Source organism: Mycobacterium sp. SM1 (assembly GCF_018361265.1).
In the GTDB taxonomy this organism is placed as follows: domain Bacteria; phylum Actinomycetota; class Actinomycetes; order Mycobacteriales; family Mycobacteriaceae; genus Mycobacterium.
Genome location: NZ_JAFLNH010000004.1, coordinates 41,032 through 64,279 on the forward strand (window position 1 = coordinate 41,032; position 23,248 = coordinate 64,279).

Below are 23,248 nucleotides of genomic sequence, written 5' to 3' on the forward strand. Positions count from 1 at the left end.
CATGCCGACCACGTTGGTGCTCACCTTCCCACTTGGGCGGTATCACGCGACGCCTTGGGAACGGCACGTGAACGAAGGCGCAGTCGAGCTGCCACCGTCCCCATGGCGATTATTGCGCATGCTGTACGCGGTGTGGCAGACTCGTTGCCCTGATATTACGGAATCCGCTGTGCACCACCTTCTTTCCGATCTAGCCGTACCGCCCACGTTCTATGTTCCGGCCCATAACATCTCTCACAGCAGGCACTACTATCCGGATGCGAAGTACTACTATCCGGATGCGAAGTACGGAAAAGATCGCAGAAAAGATCGCACGCTTGATTCGTTCGCTGTATTTGGTACGGAGGAGCAGCTGGGCGCGCAATGGCCAGTTGAACTCGAACCGGACCGGCTTGGTGTGCTGCTTCGTATAGCGAAGTCGATTCCATACTTCGGCCGCGCGGATAGCATTTGCATTGGTGAAGTGGAAAAAAATTGGAACCCTACTGGACATGCAGTCTGGAAGCCGCTCGATGTTGCCGAACGTGTGGACAATTACGTCGAGGTCAATTCGGTTCTTACGCCGGAGATCCCCTTGGTTGTAGCCACGCTTCTCGCGCGTCCTGCTGAGGTGCGCCGAAGAGGGCTGAGGTTTCCGGTAGGCTCACGGCTTGTTCCGTACGGTCTTGAGTCGCGTCCTGAGACCTTGCTCACTGCTATGGAATCCCGGCGTGCAAGGACGGTCACTGCGGTGCGCTTTGATCTCTTGCATGCTGGGCTTCCACCTGAAACCGACGCCGTTATCTACACGGACCTAATACGTCAGGCGGCGATCAAGCATCTCGGTGAGATTGCAAAAGGCACCATGCTCGGCGGCAAAACCTCTGAAAACGCTCCGATGAAAGGCGGTCTGCATGCGCATTACCTGCCGATTCTTCGGGACAGACGATTGATCGGCCTTTTGGTTTGGGTGCCCGGCGCGCTTCCGGACAAAGAACTGAGCGCTTTGTGTGGTATTCGGGCGCTTTACGACTACAGACGTCGTGTCCGGGTGCGGGTCTCCGGGGTTGGCATCGTTGAGCAAGTCGCTCCGGAGCTTGTCGGACCGGCTAGAACATGGTGTGCCGTCACGCCATTCACGCCAGCTCGATACCCGAAAAAGAACCGTGACGAGTGGCGCAGTTTCGTTGTGGCCGAGATTCAACGCGAGCTTGAGCTACGTGGTCGCAAACCGACTGACGATATCGAGTTCGTTGACGGACCATGGACTGCGTTTGTAAGACACCGTCCTAGCGCGCGTATGCGCGGGGACAAGCGGCAGGGTCAGGCACGCCTACCTTCTGAGTTTCTTCGATTGCGATTCAAGCAACCAACTCAGGGACCGCTCACATTGGGTTGGTTGAGCCACTTCGGGCTCGGACTGTTCACGCCTGAGGGCTGAGCGATGGACGAAGACCTGTTGCCTGCGCGGATGGTCAATGAGTTCGTTTACTGCCCGAGACTCTTCTACATCGAATGGGTTGAGGCCCGATTCGCCGACAGCGACGACACCCGGGTCGGCCAGCAGATACACCGTCGTGTTGACACTGAAACTGGCGCCGCCCCGCTTCCCGACGAGGGTCAGTTGCGCACGGCGAGATCGGTAATGCTCAGTTCGCAGGAACTCGGTGTGATCGCCAAGATTGACGTGATCGAGGGTATCGACGGCAGCGTGATCCCGATCGACTACAAGAAGGGCGAGCCGCAGGCAGATGGCACACCGTGGCCGAGCGACGAAGTGCAGGTCTGCATCCAGGGGATGATATTGCGACACAATGGGTATCGCAGCGATCGAGCCGAACTCTACTACGCGAAGTCGCGACGACGTGTGGCCGTCGAACTAACCCCTGAACGGCTTGCGGGCGCCGCGGACATTGTCGTGGCTGCCCGGCGGGTTGCGCAGCAGGCTGCCGCGCCGCTGCCACTCGTGAACAGTCCAAAGTGTGTGCGGTGCTCACTGGTGGGCCTGTGCCTGCCTGACGAGACGAATGCGCTGCTCGCCCGCCAGGAACAACAACCGCGCCGGCTGGTCCCACGGGATCCCGACCAGCGGCCGGTGTACGTCACAGAGCCGGGTTCATTCGTCGGTGTTCGCAGCGCCCGACTCGAAGTCACACGAGACAAGGAGAAGATCGCGTCCTTTCGGCTGATCGACGTTCAGCAGCTGGTGGTGTTCGGGCGGGTCCAAGTCAGCACCCAGGCGCTTCATGAATGCTTTGCGCGAGAGATCCCGGTGTTGTGGATGAGCACCGGCGGCTGGTTGCAGGGTTTCGCGGTCGGACAGCTTTCCAGATATGTCGAGGTGCGGCGGCGGCAGACTGCCGCACATGCCCAGGGTGGAAACAGATTGGCGCAGCACATGATTGCTGGAAAGATTGCGAATTGTCGTACGCTGCTGCGCCGCGATGCCCGCGCCGATGTTGCTGCGACGGTGGCCATGCTGAAGCAGCTGTCTGCAGATGCTCGTGAGTGCGACAACTTCTCCGCTCTACTCGGTGTCGAAGGTACGGCGGCCCGGCTCTATTTCGCTGCATTTCCCAACATGCTGTCGGATGCTTGCTCTGAGTTCGCCTCGCAGTTCTCAGTGCTTGGGAGAAATCGCAGGCCGCCACCAGATCCCCTGAACGCGTTGCTGTCGTTCTGCTATTCGATGCTGATTAAGGACGTAGTCGCCGTTACCATAGGGGTTGGCCTTGATCCATATCTCGGCGTTTTCCACAGGTCTAGGTACGGACGGCCAGCGCTTGCACTGGATCTAGCTGAGGAATTTCGCCCTCTTATCGCCGACTCGGTGGTAATTCGCGTGGTGAATAACGGCGAGATCGGGCCGCATGACTTTATCAGGCGTGCCGGCGCTGTTGCACTGACCAGCGAGGGAAGGAAGAGGGTGCTGAAAGCATATGAACGTCGACTTGAGACAAAGATCCGACATCCTATTTTCGGTTACAAGATCAGCTACCGCCGAGTGCTTGACGTCCAGGCGCGACTCTTGGCGGCAGTGCTTGTTGGGGAACTTCCCGAGTACGTCCCAATGGTAACGAGATGACGCGGCGCCGTTACTTGATGGCTTATGACGTCGGCGACCCCAAACGACTGCGACGTGTGTGCAGCCTGATGGAAGATCATGGTGAGCGCCTGCAATATTCGGTGTTTCTGTGTGATCTGACCATCGCCGAGCTTGCGGAACTCGAAGCAGCGGTCGCTGCAGTTATGGACCTCGTTGAGGACAGCGTCGTTCGGATTGACCTGGGCCCTACGTCTTCAGCTGCCACTGTTAGCCAGATCGGTCGTCGCCGGCGCGTACCGCAGGAAGGACCGCAGATTGTATGAAACCGCGAGCGCTCCGGTGACGGGCCAGGTCCAGGACAGCGCTCGCGCCCAGGTAGCGCACGCAGGGATAGACGGTCAGCGTTGTTTCCACTGGGCCAGCAGATGGCTGACATGCTCACCGCTCGCCGGAGGAGGTATCGTAGCAGGTTATTGGGCTCCGATTCATCGAGCCCTGATTCCGGTCATTTTGGCCGGACACCATTGAAGGACCTGGATGGTGGTTTTCATCATCTCTCCCATCATCCTGATTCCGGTCATTTTGGCCGGACACCATTGAAGGGCGCTGCAAAACGGCATCGACCTCAAATGGCTCGAACTGATTCCGGTCATTTTGGCCGGACACCATTGAAGGGACGGTGCCGCCCTCGTGGGCGCGAGCCGCCGAGCGGCTGATTCCGGTCATTTTGGCCGGACACCATTGAAGGTCGCCTACCTGTCGGGGCTATCAATTTTACCGGCAGCTGATTCCGGTCATTTTGGCCGGACACCATTGAAGGGCCACGATTGCTTCGCTGGTTTTTATTGCAACCATCACTGATTCCGGTCATTTTGGCCGGACACCATTGAAGGGCGGCTCGAGGCGGCGTGCCGGCACTGCTGCGCCTGATTCCGGTCATTTTGGCCGGACACCATTGAAGGGGTTACCATTTTCCCGGGGTGGTGCCGTCCGCGCCGCTGATTCCGGTCATTTTGGCCGGACACCATTGAAGGGTGCCTTGGGGTAGGCGGCAGCGAACCGGTCTTGATCTGATTCCGGTCATTTTGGCCGGACACCATTGAAGGGCGGCGGCTCTTTCCCCGCGCCGAAAAGCGTCCTCCTGATTCCGGTCATTTTGGCCGGACACCATTGAAGCGTCCACAGCGACGGCAACCGTGACTTCAGCCACGGGACTGATTCCGGTCATTTTGGCCGGACACCATTGAAGCACAGATGGGGACCGCACGGGCACCTTCCACATCTTCCTGTCCGGTCATTTTGGCCGGACACCATTGAAGCAACCTGCCGTCCGCCTACCGCATCGACTACACCATCTGATTCCGGTTATTTTGGCCGGACACCATTGAAGCGCCGAGATGCTCGCCCAGACCGTCACCAACACCGCGCTGATTCCGGTCATTTTGGCCGGACACCATTGAAGCATTTTGATGACGCCCGGGGTGATGCCGTGGTGGGTTCTGATTCCGGTCATTTTGGCCGGACACCATTGAAGAAGGCCCAGCTGGATGCGACGAAACCATCCGTAGCCCCTGATTCCGGTCATTTTGGGCGGACACCATTGAGGCAACTGGGTACCGGTTGCAGGACGACGCTACGCTACGGCGGATCGCCGCCCGGGTCCGCGCCGCCGTCGGGTGACACCGGAAGCAGTAGCCGTGAGAAGCCGAAATGTACGGAATGGGTGGCCGGTTTCATGCGCACCCCCGTCACCAGCGGCTCGCCCGTCCCCAGGTTGCGGGCGTACCGGGGATGACAGCCGCCGGCGATCAGAACGCGGATGCGGGATCCGGCGCGGAAGCGGTGCGCGATGGGGTCGAGTTCGATGGTGAGGGTGCCCACCGGGCGGGACAGCCGCCGGTAGCCCTCGCTGATATTCACCGATCGGCCCCGCGCGCCAACTTCGCTCACCCGGACGAACACGTCGACATGGGGATTGTCGGCGGTGTGCGCCAGCTCGGCGACGGGGTTGCCGGCCACGCACAGATCGGCGGTGAGCACGTCGCCGGTGAAGCTGAGCACGTCGTTGCGCCGGGCCAGCCGAGTGTCGTCGCGGTAACCGCCCTGCGGCGACAGCATCCGGCCGCCGACGGTGGGTGTCGGGTCGGTGGGGTCGTAGCGGAACGTCGCGGGCGGCGAGATCGGCGGCGGTGCCGTCGCACCCAGGCCGCCGCCGGGTTGCAAGTACAACACACGCTGGGTGCTCGGCGGCGGCCACTCGGCCAGGTTGACCCAGCCCTGGCCGGTGACGAAGACCCGCACCGCGCTGGCTCGGGGGCCGATGCGTGCGCCGCGCAGGTGGGCGTCCAGCCAGGCCAGCGATTCGCGGCAGATGGTGCCCAGTCCCCTGGTCAGCAGCTGGGCATGGGTCCAGGGCCCGACCGTCAGGGCCACGTCGACGCCCCGCTCGCGCAGGCGGCGGTACTGCTCAAGGCTCTGCCGCAGGAACACGTCTTGCCAGCCGCTCAGCAGCAGCACCGGGATCCGCGCCCGCTCCAGCGCGGCGCCCATGCGCAGCGGGTCCCAGAACGGGTCGTCGCGGTCGGGGTGTTCGAGCCAGGATTCATACCACGGCGCCCGGTCGCCCAGCAGCGCCCGGCCCGCCGCGCCCACCGGCAGCCCGAGGGTCGCTCGGGCCAGCCGTCGTCGCGCCGTGAGCTGGCGGATCACCGTGCGTATCCGGGGTCGGTCTTCCTGGTGGGCTATCAGGTCGCTCCAGCCCAGGAAGTCGTTGACCGTGAACGAGCCGGTGCCCCAGGAGGAGGCGCTGAGATCGTGCGGGCCCGCGGTGATGACGGCGGCGGCCAGTTCCGGCGGTGGATCTTGCAGCAGCGCCCACTGGGTGAACCCCAGATACGAGATTCCGATGGTGGCGAACCGGCCGCTGAACCAGGGCTGCCGGCGCAGCCACGCCACGGTGTCCGCTCCGTCGGCGGCCTCGTGGGTCATCGGCTCGAACACACCCGCCGAGCCGAAGGTTCCGCGCACGCTCTGCAGGACGACGTGGTAGCCGCGGGCGGCGTAGAGTCCGGCGAACGCCAGCGAGAACGGAAACCCGCGGCCGTAGGGACCGCGAACCAGGATGGTGCCGGCGGACGGGGTCGCGGGTGTGTAGTGATCGGCCAGCAGGTCGACTCCGTCGCGCATCGGGACCCGAACGCGGTCGACGGTGTACTCGGTGGTCGCCGGCGGCAGGCCCAACAAACCGCCGAGGGCGCGGTCACCGACTCGCCCGGCCATGATGCGCCGCTGGACGCGCACGGGTTGCTCGGATGCGGCGGTCACGGGCCTAGGGTATGGGCTCTCGCTATTTGACGACGGAGCAGGGCGAAACCTCGTCGCTCGCCACGCAGGTTGGTGGCCGGGCGCCAACCCCCGCCGGGTGGTCGGGCCGCGGCCCTCAAGTGCCGTCGAGCATTGTCATACGGTCAGCCGATGGTCGCTCATCAGCCGCATGCGCTTTGGCGAACTTGGTGGTGATCGCCGTGCCCGCCGACATCGACAGCCCACGTTCGTCGGTCAGCCGTAGGCGCGCCCGCCCATCGACGGGATGGCAGGAAGTGCACTGCCGCGCGGCGCGATGGGGTGGCGGCTCAGGGGCGGGCCGTGGACCGCACGGGCCGGCCCCGGGCGACCAGCGCCATCGCCTGCCGCGGGCGGCTCCGGGTGGGCGGGCCCGGTGGTCGAGAGGCCATGGGCCAGCGTCGTAAAAACACCGGCCGTTAGGGTGGGTAGTCGTGGCTTGGCAGGAAGCGGGGCAAAAGCCGGCGAGTGCACAGCAGCCGACGCTGTGGGCGGTCTCCGACCTGCACATCGGCCACCTCGGCAACAAGGCGGTCACCGAGTCGCTGCGCCCGTCGTCGCCGGACGATTGGCTGATCGTCGCCGGTGACGTCGCCGAGCGCATTGACGACATCCGCTGGTCGCTGGAGCTGCTGCGCCGCCGATTCGCCAAGGTGATCTGGGTTCCCGGCAACCACGAGCTGTGGACCACCAACCGCGACCCGGTGCAGATCTTCGGCCGCGCGCGCTATGACTACCTGGTCAACATGTGCGACGAGATGGGGGTGGTCACACCCGAGCATCCCTTTCCGGTGTGGACCGAGCGGGGCGGCCCGGCCACCATCGTGCCGATGTTTTTGCTCTACGACTACAGCTTCTTGCCCGACGGGGCGACCAGCAAAGCCGAGGGCCTGGCGGTCGCGCGGGCGAGCAACGTGGTGGCCACCGATGAGTTTCTGCTGTCGCCGCGGCCGTACGCCACCCGGGAGGAGTGGTGTCACGACCGGCTCGCGGGGACCCGCGCCCGGCTGGAAGACCTGGACTGGATGACACCGACGGTGCTGGTCAACCACTTCCCGCTGGTGCGTGAGCCCTGCGATGCGCTGTTTTATCCGGAGTTCTCGCTGTGGTGCGGAACCACCGAGACCGCCGACTGGCACACCCGCTATAACGCCGTGTGCTCGGTCTACGGGCATCTGCACATCCCGCGCACCACCTGGCATGACGGGGTTCGCTTCGAGGAGGTATCGGTGGGCTACCCACGGGAATGGCGGCGTCGCAAGCCTTTCAGCTGGCTTCGTCAGGTGCTGCCGGAACCACGGTACGCGCCCGGCTATCTCAACGAGTTCGGTGGGCACTTCGTTATCACCCCGGAACTACGGGCACACGCCGAACGGCTTCGGAAACGGTTGCGTCAGCGCCAATCACGATGACGGTGAACACGCTGGTGGCGTCCGTGCTGCCCGACGACCCGGAGAACCTGGCGTTCGCCGAGCTGTACGCCGACCCACCCGGCCTGGCACTGCTACCCGAAGAGGAGCCCTTAATCGCGCGCTCGGTAGCCAAGCGGCGCAACGAGTTCACGACGGCCCGTCACTGCGCGCGGATCGCGCTGCGCCGACTGGGGCTGCCGGCAGCGCCGATCCTGAAGGGTGACAAGGGTGAGCCACTCTGGCCCGACGGTGCCGTCGGCAGCATCACCCACTGCACCGGCTATCGGGCAGCGGTGGTGGGCCGCGGCTCTACGGTGCGCTCGGTGGGCGTCGACGCCGAACCGCACGCCGTGCTGCCGGACGGGGTGCTGGAGGCGATCAGCCTAAAAGAGGAGCGCCGCGAAATCGCGGCGTTGCCGGGCAGCTTGCATTGGGACCGAATATTGTTCTGCGCCAAGGAAGCAACGTATAAAGCGTGGTTCCCGTTGACTAAACGGTGGTTGGGTTTCGAGGACGCCCATATCACCTTCGACGCCGCGGGAAGCGGCGGTGGCTTCATTTCGCGGATCTTGATCGACGCCTCAGCGCTATCGGGACCACCGCTGACGCAGTTAACCGGTCGCTGGTCGGTCGAGCGCGACCTGGTGCTCACGGCGATCGTGCTATGAGCGTGGGCCCGGGCATCGTTGTCGTCGACAAACCGGCCGGGGTGACCAGTCACGACGTGGTGGCTCGCTGCCGGCGGATCTTCGGGACCCGCAGGGTGGGCCACGCCGGGACGCTGGACCCGATGGCCACCGGTGTGCTGGTGATCGGGGTCGAACGGGCCACCAAGATCCTCGGACTGCTGAGCGAGGCCTCCAAGTCCTATGCCGCCACCATTCGCCTGGGCCAGTCCACCTCCACCGAGGACGCGCACGGCGCGGTGACGCGGCAGGTTTCGGCGGAACATCTGACCGACGCGGCGATTGCCGCGGCGGTTGCCGGGCTGCGTGGCGACATCATGCAGGTGCCGCCGGCGGTCAGCGCCGTCAAAGTGGGCGGTCGCCGGGCCTACCGGCTCGCCCGGGAAGGGCAGGCCGTCGAACTGGCCGCTCGGCCGGTGCGCATAGACCGGTTCGACATCACGGCCACCCACCGGCACGATCACCTCGTCGATCTTGACGTGGAGGTGGACTGCTCGCCGGGGACCTACATCCGGGCGCTCGCCCGCGATTTGGGCGACGGGCTGGGTGTCGGCGGGCATCTGGTCAGCCTGCGGCGCACCCGGGTGGGGCGGTTCGGGCTGGACCAGGCCCGAACCCTCGACGAGCTCGCCGAGCGACCGCGGCTGAGCCTGACCCTCGACGAGGTGTGTCTGCAGATGTTTCCCGCTCGCGACCTGGCCGGCGAGGAGGTCGAGGCGGCCGCCAACGGGCGTCCGCTGACGGCGGCCGGGCTCGACGGGATCTATGCCGCCGTCGCCGCCGACGGGCGGGTGATCGCGCTGCTGGAAGACGCCGGCGCGCGGACCAAGTCGGTGGTGGTGCTTCGCCCGGCCACGCTGTAGTTCGGGACAGATGGGCGGCGTCCATAGCCGTGGGTCGGGTCCCGAGGGCGGCGCCACTGTCGTCACGCCGCCAGCGAGCCGAACGCCGAACAAGGAGCTCAGGACACTACCCAGATCGCTTGGGCGGCAGGGCTTCCCAGGTCCACAGTGGTGTAAGTGCCGTCGGCCGACTCGATCGCCACCGAGATCACCCCGGCGAATTCGCGGCGAGCCAGAACCTTCAGCCGGGAGTCCAGGTTGATCCCGACGCTGTCGAAGTATCGCAGCATTTGCGGGTCGGCATCGGAGATGCGGGCCACCGTTGCGGTGTCGCCGTCGCGGCAGAACCATAGCTGACGTGCCGGCGGGGCCAGGAGCTGCCCGTCAGACGCCGGGATCGGGTCCCCGTGCGGGTCGCGCCGCGGGAACCCTAACTTCGCGTCGATTCGCGCCATCAGCCGGTCCGACACCGCGTGTTCGAGCACCTCGGCCTCGTCATGCACCTCGTCCCAGCCGTAACCGAGCTCGTTGACCAGGAAGGTCTCCAGCAGACGGTGCCGGCGTACCATCGCCAGCGCGGCGCGCCGCCCGGATTCGGTCAACGTCACCGCGCCGTATTTCTCGTGGTCGACCAAACCCTGCTCGGCGAGCTTACGAACGGATTCCGAGGCGGTGCTGGCCGACACCCCGATTTTCTCGGCCAGCATCTTGGTGCTGACCTTTTCCAACGACCATTCCTGCGCGGTCCAGATGACCTTCAGATAGTCCTGGGCAACCGCGGTGAGACCGCCGGGCTCGTCGTCAGGGCTCACAACCGGAAGTGTATGCATTGATCACCCCGGATGGGGACGCCCGCAGCGATCCTTCAGCCCGATCCGGCCGTCGTGGGCCAAGACCGCCACGGGCCACCCGCCGTAGGCTTGCGTTGTGCAACGGTGGCGGGGACAAGACGAGATCCCCACTGACTGGGGCAGATGTGTACTCACCATCGGGGTGTTCGACGGCGTGCACCGCGGACACGCCGAGTTGATCGCTCATGCGGTGAAAGCCGGGCGGACCCGGGGGGTGCCGACGGTGCTGATGACCTTCGACCCGCACCCGATGGAAGTGGTCTTTCCCGGCAGCCACCCGGCGCAGCTGACAACGCTGACCCGCCGAGCCGAGCTGGCCGAGGAATTGGGGATCGACGTCTTCCTGGTGATGCCGTTCACCGCCGACTTCATGAAGCTGACGCCGGAGCGCTACATCCACGAGCTGCTGGTGGAGCGGCTTCATGTGGTGGAAGTCGTGGTGGGCGAGAACTTCACCTTCGGCAAGAAGGCCGCGGGCACCGTGGACACCCTGCGCCGGGCCGGCGAGCGTTTCGGATTCGCGGTGCAATCGATGTCCCTGGTGGCCGAGCGCCACGACAGCGAAGTAGTCACGTTCTCCTCGACCTACATCCGAGCCTGTGTGGACGCCGGCGACGTGGCGGCCGCCGCTGAGGCCCTGGGTCGTCCGCACCGTGTCGAGGGCATTGTGGTCCGCGGCGACGGACGGGGCCGGGCGTTGGGGTTTCCCACCGCTAACGTGGCCCCCCCGATGTACTCGGCCATCCCCGCCGACGGCGTCTACGCCGCATGGTTCACCGTGCTGGGTCATGGGCCGGTGACGGGCCCGATGATCCCGGGCGAGCGCTATCCGGCGGCGGTTTCGATCGGCACCAATCCGACATTTTCCGGGCGCACCCGCACCGTCGAGGCTTTCGTGCTCGACACCAGCGCCGACCTGTACGGGCAGCATGTGGCGTTGGATTTCGTCGCGCGCATCCGCGGACAGCGTAAATTTGAGTCGGTGGCTGAGCTCATCGCCGCCATGGGCGCGGACACCGAGCGGGCACGCGCCCTGCTCGCGGCCCGGTGATGTGGTGGCATGCCCGCCGGGCCAGCTGAGGCGGGGTGCTCGGCCGGGAGCGGCGCCGGAAAGCAGGGCAATCACCTACCGCGCGGGCACAGGCCGGGAAGGCTTGCCAACCCGTTGCTAGACTTCCGGCGTAACGGAGCGTGCTGCGGTTCGCGGCGGCCGCATCCCGAACCCCAGTTTCGCGGACCAACAGATGGAGATGGCTCGTGGCGCTGACAGCCGAGCAGAAACGAGAAATCCTGAGCCAGTTCGGCCTTCATGACACCGATACCGGGTCGCCGGAGGCGCAGGTCGCGCTGCTGACCAAGCGGATCGCCGACCTCACCGAGCACCTCAAGGTGCACAAACACGACCACCACTCGCGGCGCGGCTTGCTGCTGCTGGTGGGGCGACGGCGCCGGCTGCTGAAGTATGTGGCCCAGACCGATGTGGAGCGGTACCGCTCGCTGATCGAACGGCTGGGTCTGCGCCGGTGACGCCCCGCCGCCGTGCGGGCGCAAAACCGGCAGGTAGGCGTGTAGAGTGGGGGCATTCTGGGGCAGACCGGCCCCGAGAATGGTGCGGCAGACGCGGCTTGCGTGTGCCGTTCCGGCGTGTCACGAACAGGAAAGGCTCAGTCTGTATCGGGGTCTGTATCGGGCGGTCTTCGGTAGTGGCTGCCGGGCGCTCCACAGCGGGGCAGGTCGGCCGCTTCGATCGACGGCCGTAACCGTTGCAGGCCGGACATCTGCAGGTTTCCTGAAACACCTCCGGGTTGTGCGTGACGACGCAAAACAGCTCAATACCCAGAGAGGCCCCACGGACGTCCATGTCTGTCGCTGAGATTGACCCAGGCGTGTTCGAATCAACCGCCATCATCGACAACGGGAGCTACGGCACCCGCACCATCCGTTTCGAGACCGGCCGGCTGGCCCGGCAGGCCACCGGTTCGGTCGTCGCCTACCTCGACGACGAGAACATGCTGCTGTCGGCGACCACCGCCAGCAAGACCCCCAAGGAGCAGTTCGACTTCTTCCCGCTGACGGTCGACGTCGAGGAGCGCATGTATGCTGCCGGCCGCATCCCCGGGTCGTTCTTCCGGCGCGAGGGCCGGCCGTCAAACGACGCCATTCTGACCTGCCGGCTCATCGACCGCCCGCTGCGCCCGTCGTTCGTGGACGGCCTGCGCAACGAGATCCAAATCGTGGTGACGATTTTGAGCCTGGACCCTAACGAACTCTATGACGTCCTGGCGATCAACGCCGCCTCGGCCTCCACCCAGCTGAGCGGGCTGCCGTTCTCGGGGCCCATCGGCGGGGTGCGGGTCGCGCTCATCGACGGCACCTGGGTGGCGTTTCCCACGGTCGAGCAGCTCGAGCGGGCGGTGTTCGACATGGTGGTGGCCGGCCGCTTGACGAGCACCGCCGACACCAAAGACGGCCAAGACGGCCAACCCGATGTGGCGATCATGATGGTGGAGGCCGAGGCCACCGAGAACGTCATCGACCTCATCGGGGCGGGCGCACAGGCACCGACGGAAAGTGTTGTCGCCCAGGGTCTGGAAGCGGCCAAGCCGTTCATCGCCACCTTGTGCGCCGCGCAGCAGGAACTCGCCCGGGTAGCCGGTAAGCCGACCGGCGAGTACCCGCTGTTTCCCGACTACGGTGACGATGTGTATGCCGCGGTGTCCTCGATGGCCGCCGAGGCGCTGGCCGCCGCCCTGACCATCGCGGGCAAAGTGGAACGCAACGACCGCACCAGCGAGATCAAAGCCGAGGTGCTCGCACGGCTCGCCGAGACCTATCCCGGGCGGGAGCGGGAGATCAGCGCGGCGTTTCGCGCGCTGACCAAAAAACTGGTGCGCCAGCGTATCCTCACCGACCATTTCCGCATCGACGGCCGCGGCGTCAGCGACATTCGCGCGCTTTCGGCCGAGGTTGCGGTGGTGCCCCGCGCGCACGGCAGCGCGTTGTTCGAGCGCGGCGAAACCCAGATCCTCGGTGTGACCACGCTTGACATGATCAAGATGGCCCAGCAGATCGACTCGCTGGGACCGGAGACCACCAAGCGCTACATGCACCACTACAACTTCCCGCCGTTCTCCACCGGCGAAACCGGGCGGATCGGCGCGCCCAAGCGGCGCGAGATCGGCCACGGCGCCCTGGCGGAACGAGCGCTGGTCCCGGTGCTGCCCAGTCTCGAGGAGTTCCCCTACGCCATCCGGCAGGTGTCGGAAGCGTTGGGCTCCAACGGCTCGACGTCGATGGGGTCGGTGTGCGCATCCACGCTGGCGCTGCTCAACGCCGGGGTGCCGCTCAAGGCCCCGGTGGCCGGCATCGCGATGGGCCTGGTCTCTGACGACGTGGAAGTAGAGACGGCGACCGGCCCTATTAAAGAGCGCCGCTTCGTGACGCTGACCGACATCTTGGGCGCGGAAGACGCGTTCGGCGACATGGACTTCAAGGTCGCCGGCACCCGCGACTTCGTCACCGCGCTGCAGCTGGACACCAAGCTCGACGGGATTCCGTCGCAGGTGCTGGCCGGGGCGCTCGCGCAGGCCCGTGACGCCCGGCTTACCATCCTGGACGTGATGGCCCAGGCGATCGATAAGCCCGACGAGATGAGCCCGTACGCGCCGCGGGTCACCACCATCAAAGTGCCGGTCGACAAAATCGGCGAGGTCATCGGGCCCAAGGGCAAGATCATCAACGCGATCACCGAGGAGACCGGCGCGCAGATCTCCATCGAGGACGATGGCACGGTGTATGTCGGCGCCACCGACGGGGCGTCGGCGCAGGCCGCGATCGAGCGGATCAACGCCATCGCCAACCCGCAGCTGCCCACGGTCGGGGAGCGGTACCTCGGAACCGTCGTCAAGACCACCGAATTCGGCGCGTTCGTGTCGCTGCTGCCCGGCCGTGACGGCCTGGTGCACATTTCCAAGCTCGGCAAGGGCAAGCGCATCGCCCGGGTCGAAGACGTGGTCAACGTCGGCGACAAGCTGCGGGTGGAGATCGCCGACATCGATAAACGCGGCAAAATCTCGTTGGTGTTGGTCCCCGAATCTGCCCCGGACGCGGACTCTGCCGACGGTGAAGCCGCGCCGGCCGATGCCGCGACGACCAGCGGTTAGGCCGGGGGCCTTACGGCGCAGCGCCGGGGCCAGGGCCGACGAGACGGCTGCGGTGCGCCGCACCACGCTGCCGGGCGGGCTGCGCGTGGTCACCGAGTATTTGCCCGCGGTGCATTCCGCCTCGGTCGGAGTGTGGGTCGGCGTGGGATCGCGCGACGAGGGCGCCACGGTGGCCGGCGCCGCGCACTTCCTGGAGCATCTGCTGTTCAAGGCGACCCCGACCCGCACCGCGGTGGACATCGCGCAGGCAATGGATGCCGTGGGCGGGGAGCTGAATGCGTTCACCGCCAGGGAGCACACCTGCTATTACGCGCATGTCCTCAACAGCGATCTGGAGCTGGCCGTCGACCTGGTCGCCGACGTGGTGCTCAATGGCCGCTGCGATCCCGACGACGTCGAGCTGGAACGCGACGTCGTCCTCGAAGAGATCGCCATGCGTGATGACGACCCTGAGGACGCGGCCGCCGACTTGCTGCTGGCCTCGCTGTTCGGTGACCATCCGATCGGCCGTCCGGTGATCGGCACCGTGCAGTCCGTGTCGGCGATCACGCGAACCCAGCTGCATTCGTTTCACAAGCGCCGCTATATCCCCGAGCGGATGGTCGTCGCGGTGGCCGGCAACGTCGAGCACGACGAGGTGGTCGCGTTGGTGCGCGAGCACTTCGGGCCGCGATTGGTGCGCGGCCGACGGCCCGTGGCGCCGCGGAAAGGTGCCGCACGGGTGCGGGGCCGTCCCTGTTTGACAATGGTCAATCGGGAGGCCGACCAGACCCATGTGTCGCTGGGGGTGCGCACACCCGGGCGTCACTGGCAGCACCGCTGGGCGCTGTCGGTGCTGCACACCGCGCTGGGCGGAGGCTTGAGTTCGCGGCTGTTCCAGGAAGTCCGCGAGTCCCGCGGGCTGGCGTACTCGGTGTACTCGTCGCTGGACATCTTCGCCGACAACGGTGCGCTGTCGGTGTATGCCGCGTGCTTGCCCGAGCGGTTCGCCGACGTAATCGGCGTGATCAGCGAGGTGCTCGACTCGGTTGCGCGCGACGGAATCACCGAGAAGGAGTGCCGGATCGCCAAGGGTTCGTTGCGTGGCGGGCTGGTGCTGGGTCTGGAAGACTCAAGCGCACGGATGAACCGGATCGGCCGCAACGAGCTGAATTACGGCGAGCACCGCAGCATCGAGCAAACGTTGCGGCAGATCGACGAGGTAACGGTGGAGGAGGTCAACGCGGTGGCCCGCCAGCTGCTGAGGAGGCGCTACGGGGCTGCTGTCCTGGGCCCGCACGATTCGAAGCGATCTTTGCCCCAACAACTTCGGGTGCTGCTGCGGTAGCACCATGGTATTGGGGTTCTGGGATCTCACGATGCCCGTGGTGGGCGCGCCGATGGCCGGGGGTCCGGGTACGCCGGCGCTGGCGGCGGCCGTGTCGAACGCCGGCGGCCTGGGCTGTCTCGCCGGGGGGTACGTGAGCCCGCAGCGCCTCGCCGATGACATCGCGGCGGCCCGCGCAGCGACCACCGGGCCGATCGGCGTCAATCTGTTTGTGCCGCAGCCCAGCGTCGCCGATTACCTGCAGTTGGATCACTACGCGGCGGCCCTCGATGAGGTTGCCGAGCACTACGGGGTCGAGGTGGGCCGCCCCCGCTTCGGCGACGACGACGGCTGGCAGCGCAAGCTGGAGGTGGTGGCCGATGTCCGTCCCGAGGTGGTGTCTTTCACCTTTGGCGCCCCGCCGCCGGACGTCATGCGGTGGCTCGGCTCGCTGGGAATCGTGCTGCTGGTCACGGTGACGTCGGCCTACGAGGCTGGTGTGGCGGTCGCCGCCGGCGCGGACGGCCTCGTGGTGCAGGGGCCGGGTGCCGGCGGGCACCGCGGCACCTTCGCTCCCGACGTGGAGCCCAACACCGAGTCGCTGAGCGAGCTGCTCGACCGCATCGGCAGCGCCCATGATGTTCCGCTTATCGCGGCCGGCGGTTTGGGCACCGCAGAGGACGTCGCCGGGGTGTTGCGCCGGGGAGCGGTCGCGGCGCAGATCGGCACCGCGCTACTGCTGAGCGACGAAGCAGGCACCAACGCCGCGCATCGCGCTGCTCTGCAGGACCCGTGGTTCGCCAATACGGTGGTCACCCGGGCATTTTCGGGGCGTTATGCGCGGGGCCTGGAAAACGATTTCACGCGACTGTTCGATGGGGTCGCCCCGCTGGGATATCCGGAGGTCAACCACATGACCTCGCCGATCCGCACGGCCGCCGCCGCATTGGACGACCCACACGGCATGAGCCTGTGGGCCGGGACCGGATACCGGGCGGCGTGCCGCGGGCCGGCGGCAGAGATTGTCAAAAGGCTTGGGACGGTGGGCTAGCGGTTGGGGTCGGACAGCGCCGGTGAGGCCCGGTGTCAGCGCAGGACGGTGGCCGGGTCGGTGAACGGCAAATCCAGGTCACTGGCCACCTGCCGGGACAGCAGCGCCCCATCGTGCGTCGAAAGACCTTTGGCCAGAGCCGGATCCGATCGGCATGCGGCCTTCCAGCCATAGTCTGCGAGCTTGATCACATACGGCATGGTGGCGTTGGTCAGCGCGGAGGTCGACGTTTTCGGCACGGCGCTGGGCATATTCGTCACGCAATAAAACAACGTGTCGTGTACGGGGAAGGTCGGCTGATCGTGGGTGGTGGGGTGCGAGTCTTCGAAGCAGCCACCCTGATCTATCGCGATGTCCACCAGAACCGCTCCCGGTCTCATCTGCGCGACAAGAGAATTTGATATCAGCTTGGGCGCTTTGGCGCCGGGCACCAGGACGGCGCCGATCACCAGGTCGGCGCGTTTGACGGCGTCTTCGAGCTCATAGGCCGAGGAGTAGCGGGTGCGGACGGTGCCGGCGAACTCGGCATCGAGCGCGCGGAGCTTGTTGATGTTGATGTCGAGAACGGTGACGGCCGCTCCCATACCGCTGGCGACCCGGGCGGCGTTGTAACCCGCCTTGCCGCCGCCCACCACCACGACGTCGGCCGGATCGACACCGGGTACACCGCCCATCAGCACGCCGCGCCCGCCGTGGGTGCGCATCAGGTGGTAGGCGCCGACCTGCGCCGAGAGCCGTCCGGCGACCTCGCTCATCGGGGCCAGCAGCGGCAGCGTGCCGTCAGCGGTCTGCACGGTTTCCAACGCGATTGACGTGATGCCGGATGCCAGCAGCGCGTCGGTGCAGGCGCGGGATGCGGCCAGGTGCAGAAAGGCGAACAAGGTCTGCCCGCGCCGCATGCGGCCGTATTCGGGCGGGGTGGGCTCTTTGACCTTGAGCACCAGATCGGCTTTCGCCCAGACCTCGTCGGCGCTGCTGACCAGCTGAGCACCCGCGGCCTTGAAATCCCCGTCGGTGATCGCCGAGCCCTCTCCGGCACCCGCCTGAATGAGCACCTCATGGCCACGGCGAGTCAGCTCGGCGGTCCCGGCAGGGGTGATGGCCACCCGGAACTCGTTGTTTTTGGTCTCGGTCGGAATCCCGACGCGCATCATCGCTCCTCGCCAGAACTCTGAAGATCCACTTCCAGTGTGAAGAACGTTCGATAACTGCGGCAATAACGATGATGAATATTCTGTAATATTGGTATATGCCTGCTAAATCAACAAAGTTGAGCGCTGGTCGCGGTGGTTCTGCGAAGGATGTTCGGCCCGTGGCGCTCGATGACGTGGACCGCGCGATCCTGAGCGCGCTGCATGCTGATGCCCGGATCACCAACAGTGCGCTGGCCGGGCGGGTGGGCGTCGCGCCGTCGACCTGTCACAGCCGGGTTCGGCGGCTGCTGGAGCTCGGTGTCATCCGGGGGTTTTACGCCGACATCGACCCGGCGGCGGTCGGGTTGCCACTGCAGGCGATGATCTCGGTCAACCTGCAGTCCACCGCGCGGGGGAAGATCCGCAGCTTCATCGAGCAGATCCGCAGTAGGCGCCAGGTGATGGACGTGTATTTTCTCGCCGGGGCCGACGATTTCATCCTGCACGTGGCCGCCCGCGACACCGAGGACCTGCGGTCGTTCGTGGTCGAGAGTCTCAACGCCGACGCCGACGTCGCCGGCACCCAGACGTCGCTGATCTTCGAGCACCTGCGCGGGGCGGCGCCGGTCTAGCGCCAAGGGCCGGTCTAGCCGGGGTCTAGCTGCCGGAGGAGGCGGCCGGTGGTGGCCCTGGCCCGCCTGATATGGGGTGAAGTTTGTCAAGTTGGCAGGGTGAAGCGGCGGCCACGACCGTCGCCGTGGCCGCCGCTTCGTTGGCCGGATGAGTTCGCGGGGGTGTCGAGCGTGTCGTAATCGACGCGGGTCAACTCTGACCCTGATTTTTCAGCCGGCTATGGATTGAGGGCCGCGTCGTAGCGCGGAAGTGCCCTTCCTGCAAGGGATAATCGTGTTTGTGGAAGGCGACGATGATCCCAGAGAAAGGGCACCCGTGTGGTGAATGCTACCGGTTTGTTGTTCGATGTCGATGATGTGGTGCTGGCGAGTCCGCAACACCCGGTGCCGCACCCGCTGATCGGCGCGGGCGAGGATGATCTGACGCCGGTGGCGGGGGTGGCGTTGTGGGGTCCGCTGCTGGACCGGCTGGGTGTGGTCGGCGAGGCCGATCGGCGGGGGTTGCGTCTGATCGGGCCGGGCGGCTATAGCGGTGGGCAGTGTTATCGGGCGTTGACCGAGACGCTGCTGGCCGGTGGGGACTTCTTGAGTGATCGGGTGGTGCTGGCCGACCCGGCGACCACGGTGCTGCGCGGGACCAACCCGTTGCCGTCGGTGCCCACGTTGTGGCGGTTTGTGGCGGGCGCGGATTTGGGTCGGGTGGCCAAGGCCGGCGCGGTCAACCGGGTGATGCTGCGCCGAGCCTGGGCTGCTGGCGCCGCCCCTGAAGGCGACCGGCTGACCATCGACCCTGATGCCACCCGGGTGGCGACCTACGGGGCGGGCAAGCAAGGCAGCGCATTCTCGCGCACCGGGCAGAGCGCGCTCTCCCCGCTGGTGGGCGTGTGCGGGGAGACCGGAGACGTGCTCGCACTGCGCGCCCGCGGCGGCGCAGCTAACGACGGGCCGGCGATGGGCAGCTTCATCGACGAGTGCGTGAGCGCGATCCCGGCCGGTTGCCGCGATACCTACCGGTTGTGGCCGCGGGTCGACTCGGCCGGCTACCAGCAGCAGGTGATCGAGGCCGCCGAACGCCACGGCGCGGACTACTCGGTCACGGTCAAACAGTACAAGCCGGTCGCGGCCGTGATCCACGCGCTGGCCACCGACCCGCACACCGTATGGGCCCCGGCAAAAGGGCAGGAGACCGACAAGGGCAGCCAGATCGCCGAGACCACCACCACGGTGCTGGGACGGCGTGTGCGGCTGATCGTGCGCCGCCAACCCAAACAGCCCGGTGAGCAGCTGGCCTTCGATGACCTGGATGGCTGGCGGCTGCACGCGATCATCACCAACGTGCCCGCCGAGCGGATGAGCGCCGCCGAGGTCGCCGCGCATCACCGGCTGCGCGGCGGCGTCCCCGAAGACACCATCCGGGCGCTCAAAAACGACTTCGGGATGATCCACGCCCCGGTGCAATCGTTCTTCGGTAACTGGCTGTACTGGCAGGCCGCCGCGCTGGCCCACAACATCGGGTGCTGGTTGCGCGCCCTGGCGTTGCCCCGCGCGGTGCGTCGAGCGCGGGGAAAACGACTACGCCTGGCATTTCTCAACGTCGCCGCCCGGCTGGTGCGTCACGGCCGACGCCTGCACCTGCGTTTTGCTGCCGCCTACCCCCACGTGGAGGCGTTCGCCACCGCGCTACCACGCATCCGGGCGCTACCGGCCTTCGGTTGACCGCCGCGAACCGGCCCGTCAACGCACACCTCGCACCCCATCTTCAACCCTCCACCGCCACAACGCGATCGACCTATCCCTAAAACCGGTCACCACAGCCCCGCGGCCGCGCCCACCCCCCAATTACGCCATCACCCAACAGCCTCCAACCCCCATCAGCGCATCCCAACAGCGCAGCCACCACCGCCCCGGCCACCGAAAACAAGATCATCACAGGCCGGCTGAAAAATCAGGGTCAGATTAGAGACGCTGGCCGGCCTGTGTGTCGTGCGGGTCGGTGGTGGGCGCTCTTTGCCCCATAACTCTCGATCGCGTACTAGCCGCGAAACGGGGCCGTGGACTGCGTAATGAGCACAGTGTCGGGGTTATAGTTACTAGCTCTTAATGCTGCACGCACGGCACGCTTAGCATGGAAGTCGCCACCCGGCCCTATTACGATTTCGGCGATGCAAGATGGATCGAACCGCAATTCCACATATGGAATTAACCGTGGCGAAGTACGCACCTTAACCGGAGGGCCGGTACCACCGTAATTCGACACGATAATTCGCCATTCGGCCTCCTGCTGGAATGCCTCATGCTTTACCGCGGCCAGAAGTGGCATACAGAAATTCATAGCATCGAAGTACCCATGTGTACCTGGATGCCCTACGAGTCGCCGGGTTTTGAAATAGTCAATTATGGTCTTGCAAATCTCATTAATGCCGTTCTCCCCATAGACGACTTTTTTGAGTTGCCCAGAAGTTTGTTCCAACCCCACCTTTCGGAATCCAATTGCGTACCCCCTCTGGCCATAGGCTCGCCATTGTCCAAGCTGATCGTGTTCTTCGCTAAGACACGCTACGTAGGTAGCGCCGTCGATATACTGGCCTGGATTGGGTGTCGGCATGTCTTTATCAAGGTGAGCGAATCGCTTGATAGCGTTCAGCGCGGACTTCACTATCGATGATCGGGTCATTTGCTGCGGATCGCGAGTCGCGTCGTCCTGACGCACAGACTCCAACAGCTCGCTCATTCGATCGATTAGCGGCTCGGCTGCGTAAATGATTTCCTGCCAGTCATTGAGGAATGCCGTGTCCGACGCTCGCAGCAATCGTTGCCTGAGGATGCCGTCCAGTCCAGCCGCCGAAGTGTAGTGGTATAGGCAAGTGCGCCGATCGAAGCCTTGTGGATCGTTCGTCTGCATAGTGCAGCAAGTTACCAGTCGATCTAAGTATAGGTGGCGTCCCTTGAGCGGTGTTAAAGTTCGGACATAGATTCCGCTGAATTGCGATTGCGATTCTATGCGATGGAACCGACAGAATCGACCGTCGTCGCTCCGGTCTCGATGTGTACTTCCGAAGTTCTTTGCGGCAGCTGAGTTGGCGGGTCCCGCAACGACCTCCACGGCTCCTGCAGCAACCGCAGGCCGGCCAGTGTCATGGTGAACCCGCGTCAGCTGGCCGAAGCGCGGCCGAGCACAGCTCACACCAGCTTCAGACAGGAGTGCTCGCTGGGAAGCCGACCGACGACCTTGACTCCGCGGGTCTCCCCCCAGCGTGAGCACCCACTAGATCAACGGATACAGCCCTGCAGATAACCCTGTCGCTGACGGTGATCATGGACCGAACTGCGGCGTGCCTCCCGCTTTCCGGACTGCGGACCAAATAAGGTCCGATCCGGAAAGGACGAGGGGAATTGGCCTGAGTTTCGTGACGAGGTTGCGAGGCTGGTAGTCGAGTCGAATCGGTCGATCGCGGAGGTTGCGCGCGAGTACGGGCTGAACGAGACGACTGTTGGCGGCTGGGTAAAGAAATACCGGGCCGCACACGCCGCTGATGAGCCGCCGCTGCAAGTGTCCGAACGCGCCCGGTTGCGGGAACTCGAACGCCGTACTCGGGAACTGGAAATAGAGAACGCGTTCCTGAAAAAGTAGCGGCGCGCTTCGCGAGGGAGCCACGGTGACCGAGAAATTCGAGTTCATCGATGCGAAGCGCGCCGCCGCTGAGCAAGGCGCGGGGCTCCCGACGGTTGCGCGGATGTGCGCACTGCTTAAGGTGTCCAAGTCCGGTTGCTCCCAGTGGTGGCATCGGCCGCAAAGCCTCACCCAACGACGCCGCGAGCCGCTCGCTGATAAGATCGCCACCTTGTTTGAGGCCTTCGGCGCCACGTGCGGCTAGCGGCGCATCCATGCCGAACTCGTCCGGGCCGGCGAACGGGTCGGGCCTGAGCTGGTTTGCAAGCTCATGGGTGAGATGGGCCTGACTAGGGCGCGGCCCCGACCGTTTCGCACCACCACCGAAGCGGACCCCCACGCGCCCGACACCGTTGAGCTGGTCAAGCGCGACTTCACTGCGCAGCAACCGGCAACCAAGCTCGTCGGGGACATCACGCACATCCGAACGTGGCAGGGCTGGTTGTATTTGGCTGTGCTGGCCGACTGCGCTACCCGCGAGGTGATCGGGTATGCGAGGGCTGAGCACAGGCGCACCGAACTCGTCGTCGAAGCGTTGCAGATGGCGATGCGCAACAGACGACTCGAACCCGATTGCATTATGCATTCCGACCGTGGCGCACAATATACGTCGGCGAAATACCGGGAGAAATTGGTCGAGCTGGGGTTGCGGCATTCGGTCGGGCGGACCGGCCAATGTGGGGATAACGCGCTCGCGGAATCGTTTTTCGCGAGCCTGAAGAATGAGCGGGTGCATCAGATGGTGTACCCTACCCGGAAGAAAGCGCGGGTCGATATTGCCAAGTGGATTGAGCTGCTCTACAATTACCGACGAATTCATTCCGCGCTCGGCTACCGGACACCGCATGAAGTCCGCACCGAGTACCTGAATTCACAGCTCGCCGCGTAAATGGACGCGAAATCCGCAGTCCGGAAAACGCGGGGCAGCCCACTGGCATCGTCAGACACAGTGGGATACACCCCTGACCAACCTACAGATAAAGCCGGCACGCGCGGGCGAGTACAACAGCCTCGCGCAAGGCACCGGTGGCTGGGCCCGGCTCGGTAAGCCGGAGGGGACCTAACGATGGCCTCCCTAGACATCTCATCGAAGACCACATCGATCCTGCTTAACACCGACGGCACCGACGATCCC

17 protein-coding genes, 1 pseudogene and 1 CRISPR repeat array are annotated in these 23,248 nt (G+C 65.3%); of the genes and pseudogenes, 14 read left to right on the top strand and 4 right to left on the bottom strand.

What is annotated here, in order from left to right; genetic code table 11:
• Position 1 precedes the first annotated feature (1 nt).
• Genes csb2 through cas2 form a run of 3 tightly spaced genes read left to right on the top strand, consistent with a single transcriptional unit; the run spans position 2 to position 3,348 of the window.
• Positions 2-1,420: a type I-U CRISPR-associated protein Csb2 gene (csb2, locus tag MSM1_RS16655; RefSeq protein ID WP_213444633.1), complete on the top strand. Its 1,419-nt coding sequence runs from the start codon at positions 2-4 to the stop codon at positions 1,418-1,420.
• A 3-nt stretch (positions 1,421-1,423) separates the two neighbouring features.
• Entirely contained in the window at positions 1,424-3,064 is a 1,641-nt protein-coding gene (gene cas1, locus MSM1_RS16660; RefSeq protein ID WP_213444636.1) for a CRISPR-associated endonuclease Cas1, read from the top strand.
• 17 nt (positions 3,065-3,081) lie between these two features.
• Complete coding sequence (cas2, locus tag MSM1_RS16665) at positions 3,082-3,348, top strand: CRISPR-associated endonuclease Cas2 (protein WP_236056817.1); 267 nt, start codon at positions 3,082-3,084, stop codon at positions 3,346-3,348.
• 172 nt (positions 3,349-3,520) lie between these two features.
• Positions 3,521-4,631: direct repeats of the CRISPR family, unit length 35 nt; unit sequence CTGATTCCGGTCATTTTGGCCGGACACCATTGAAG.
• A gap of 32 nt (positions 4,632-4,663) precedes the next feature.
• On the opposite strand, the gene MSM1_RS16670 is transcribed toward cas2, so the two are convergent.
• The gene (locus tag MSM1_RS16670) at positions 4,664-6,349 is read right to left on the bottom strand and encodes a CocE/NonD family hydrolase (RefSeq protein ID WP_307857424.1); all 1,686 of its coding nucleotides are present in this window, start codon (positions 6,347-6,349) and stop codon (positions 4,664-4,666) included.
• A 452-nt stretch (positions 6,350-6,801) separates the two neighbouring features.
• On the opposite strand from MSM1_RS16670, the gene MSM1_RS16675 reads away from it, so the two are divergent.
• Genes MSM1_RS16675 through truB form a run of 3 tightly spaced genes read left to right on the top strand, consistent with a single transcriptional unit; the run spans position 6,802 to position 9,328 of the window.
• Entirely contained in the window at positions 6,802-7,779 is a 978-nt protein-coding gene (locus tag MSM1_RS16675) for a metallophosphoesterase (RefSeq protein WP_213444639.1), read from the top strand.
• Positions 7,776-8,447 (top strand): 4'-phosphopantetheinyl transferase, encoded by a 672-nt coding sequence (locus tag MSM1_RS16680; RefSeq protein ID WP_213444641.1) that lies wholly within the window; start codon positions 7,776-7,778, stop codon positions 8,445-8,447. The genes MSM1_RS16675 and MSM1_RS16680 overlap by 4 nt, the downstream gene beginning before the upstream one ends.
• A complete protein-coding gene (gene truB / locus MSM1_RS16685; protein ID WP_213444643.1) occupies positions 8,444-9,328 on the top strand; it encodes a tRNA pseudouridine(55) synthase TruB in 885 nt (294 codons plus the stop codon). Before MSM1_RS16680 ends, truB begins: the two co-directional genes overlap by 4 nt.
• A 98-nt stretch (positions 9,329-9,426) precedes the next feature.
• On the opposite strand, the gene mntR is transcribed toward truB, so the two are convergent.
• A complete protein-coding gene (mntR, locus tag MSM1_RS16690) occupies positions 9,427-10,119 on the bottom strand; it encodes a manganese-binding transcriptional regulator MntR (RefSeq protein ID WP_213444645.1) in 693 nt (230 codons plus the stop codon).
• A gap of 115 nt (positions 10,120-10,234) precedes the next feature.
• Here mntR and MSM1_RS16695 point away from each other — a divergent pair, with 115 nt between their 5' ends.
• From MSM1_RS16695 to MSM1_RS16715, 5 genes are all read left to right on the top strand, one after another.
• On the top strand, positions 10,235-11,209 hold the full coding sequence (locus tag MSM1_RS16695) for a bifunctional riboflavin kinase/FAD synthetase (protein WP_213444647.1): 975 nt from the start codon (positions 10,235-10,237) through the stop codon (positions 11,207-11,209).
• A gap of 206 nt (positions 11,210-11,415) precedes the next feature.
• Complete coding sequence (gene rpsO, locus MSM1_RS16700) at positions 11,416-11,685, top strand: 30S ribosomal protein S15 (protein ID WP_213444650.1); 270 nt, start codon at positions 11,416-11,418, stop codon at positions 11,683-11,685.
• Between the two features lie 332 nt (positions 11,686-12,017).
• Positions 12,018-14,321 carry a polyribonucleotide nucleotidyltransferase gene (locus tag MSM1_RS16705; RefSeq protein WP_213444652.1) on the top strand — a complete coding sequence of 768 codons (2,304 nt, stop codon included), beginning with the start codon at positions 12,018-12,020 and terminating at the stop codon, positions 14,319-14,321.
• Positions 14,299-15,648, top strand: coding sequence for a pitrilysin family protein (locus MSM1_RS16710; protein ID WP_213444654.1), 1,350 nt, complete (start codon positions 14,299-14,301; stop codon positions 15,646-15,648). Before MSM1_RS16705 ends, MSM1_RS16710 begins: the two co-directional genes overlap by 23 nt.
• A 4-nt stretch (positions 15,649-15,652) precedes the next feature.
• Positions 15,653-16,678: a nitronate monooxygenase gene (locus MSM1_RS16715; protein WP_213444657.1), complete on the top strand. Its 1,026-nt coding sequence runs from the start codon at positions 15,653-15,655 to the stop codon at positions 16,676-16,678.
• A 35-nt stretch (positions 16,679-16,713) separates the two neighbouring features.
• On the opposite strand, the gene ald is transcribed toward MSM1_RS16715, so the two are convergent.
• Entirely contained in the window at positions 16,714-17,829 is a 1,116-nt protein-coding gene (gene ald, locus MSM1_RS16720; protein WP_213445655.1) for an alanine dehydrogenase, read from the bottom strand.
• 98 nt (positions 17,830-17,927) lie between these two features.
• Here ald and MSM1_RS16725 point away from each other — a divergent pair, with 98 nt between their 5' ends.
• Together MSM1_RS16725 and MSM1_RS16730 are read left to right on the top strand one after the other, a co-directional pair.
• Complete coding sequence (locus MSM1_RS16725) at positions 17,928-18,443, top strand: Lrp/AsnC family transcriptional regulator (protein ID WP_213444659.1); 516 nt, start codon at positions 17,928-17,930, stop codon at positions 18,441-18,443.
• 318 nt (positions 18,444-18,761) lie between these two features.
• A complete protein-coding gene (locus MSM1_RS16730; protein ID WP_213444661.1) occupies positions 18,762-20,159 on the top strand; it encodes an IS1380 family transposase in 1,398 nt (465 codons plus the stop codon).
• Between the two features lie 316 nt (positions 20,160-20,475).
• Here MSM1_RS16730 and MSM1_RS16735 read toward each other — a convergent pair whose 3' ends face one another.
• A complete protein-coding gene (locus MSM1_RS16735; RefSeq protein WP_213444663.1) occupies positions 20,476-21,345 on the bottom strand; it encodes a DUF2971 domain-containing protein in 870 nt (289 codons plus the stop codon).
• A gap of 522 nt (positions 21,346-21,867) precedes the next feature.
• Here MSM1_RS16735 and MSM1_RS16740 point away from each other — a divergent pair.
• Positions 21,868-23,002: pseudogene (locus MSM1_RS16740) on the top strand (IS3 family transposase).
• Positions 23,003-23,248: the final 246 nt, after the last annotated feature.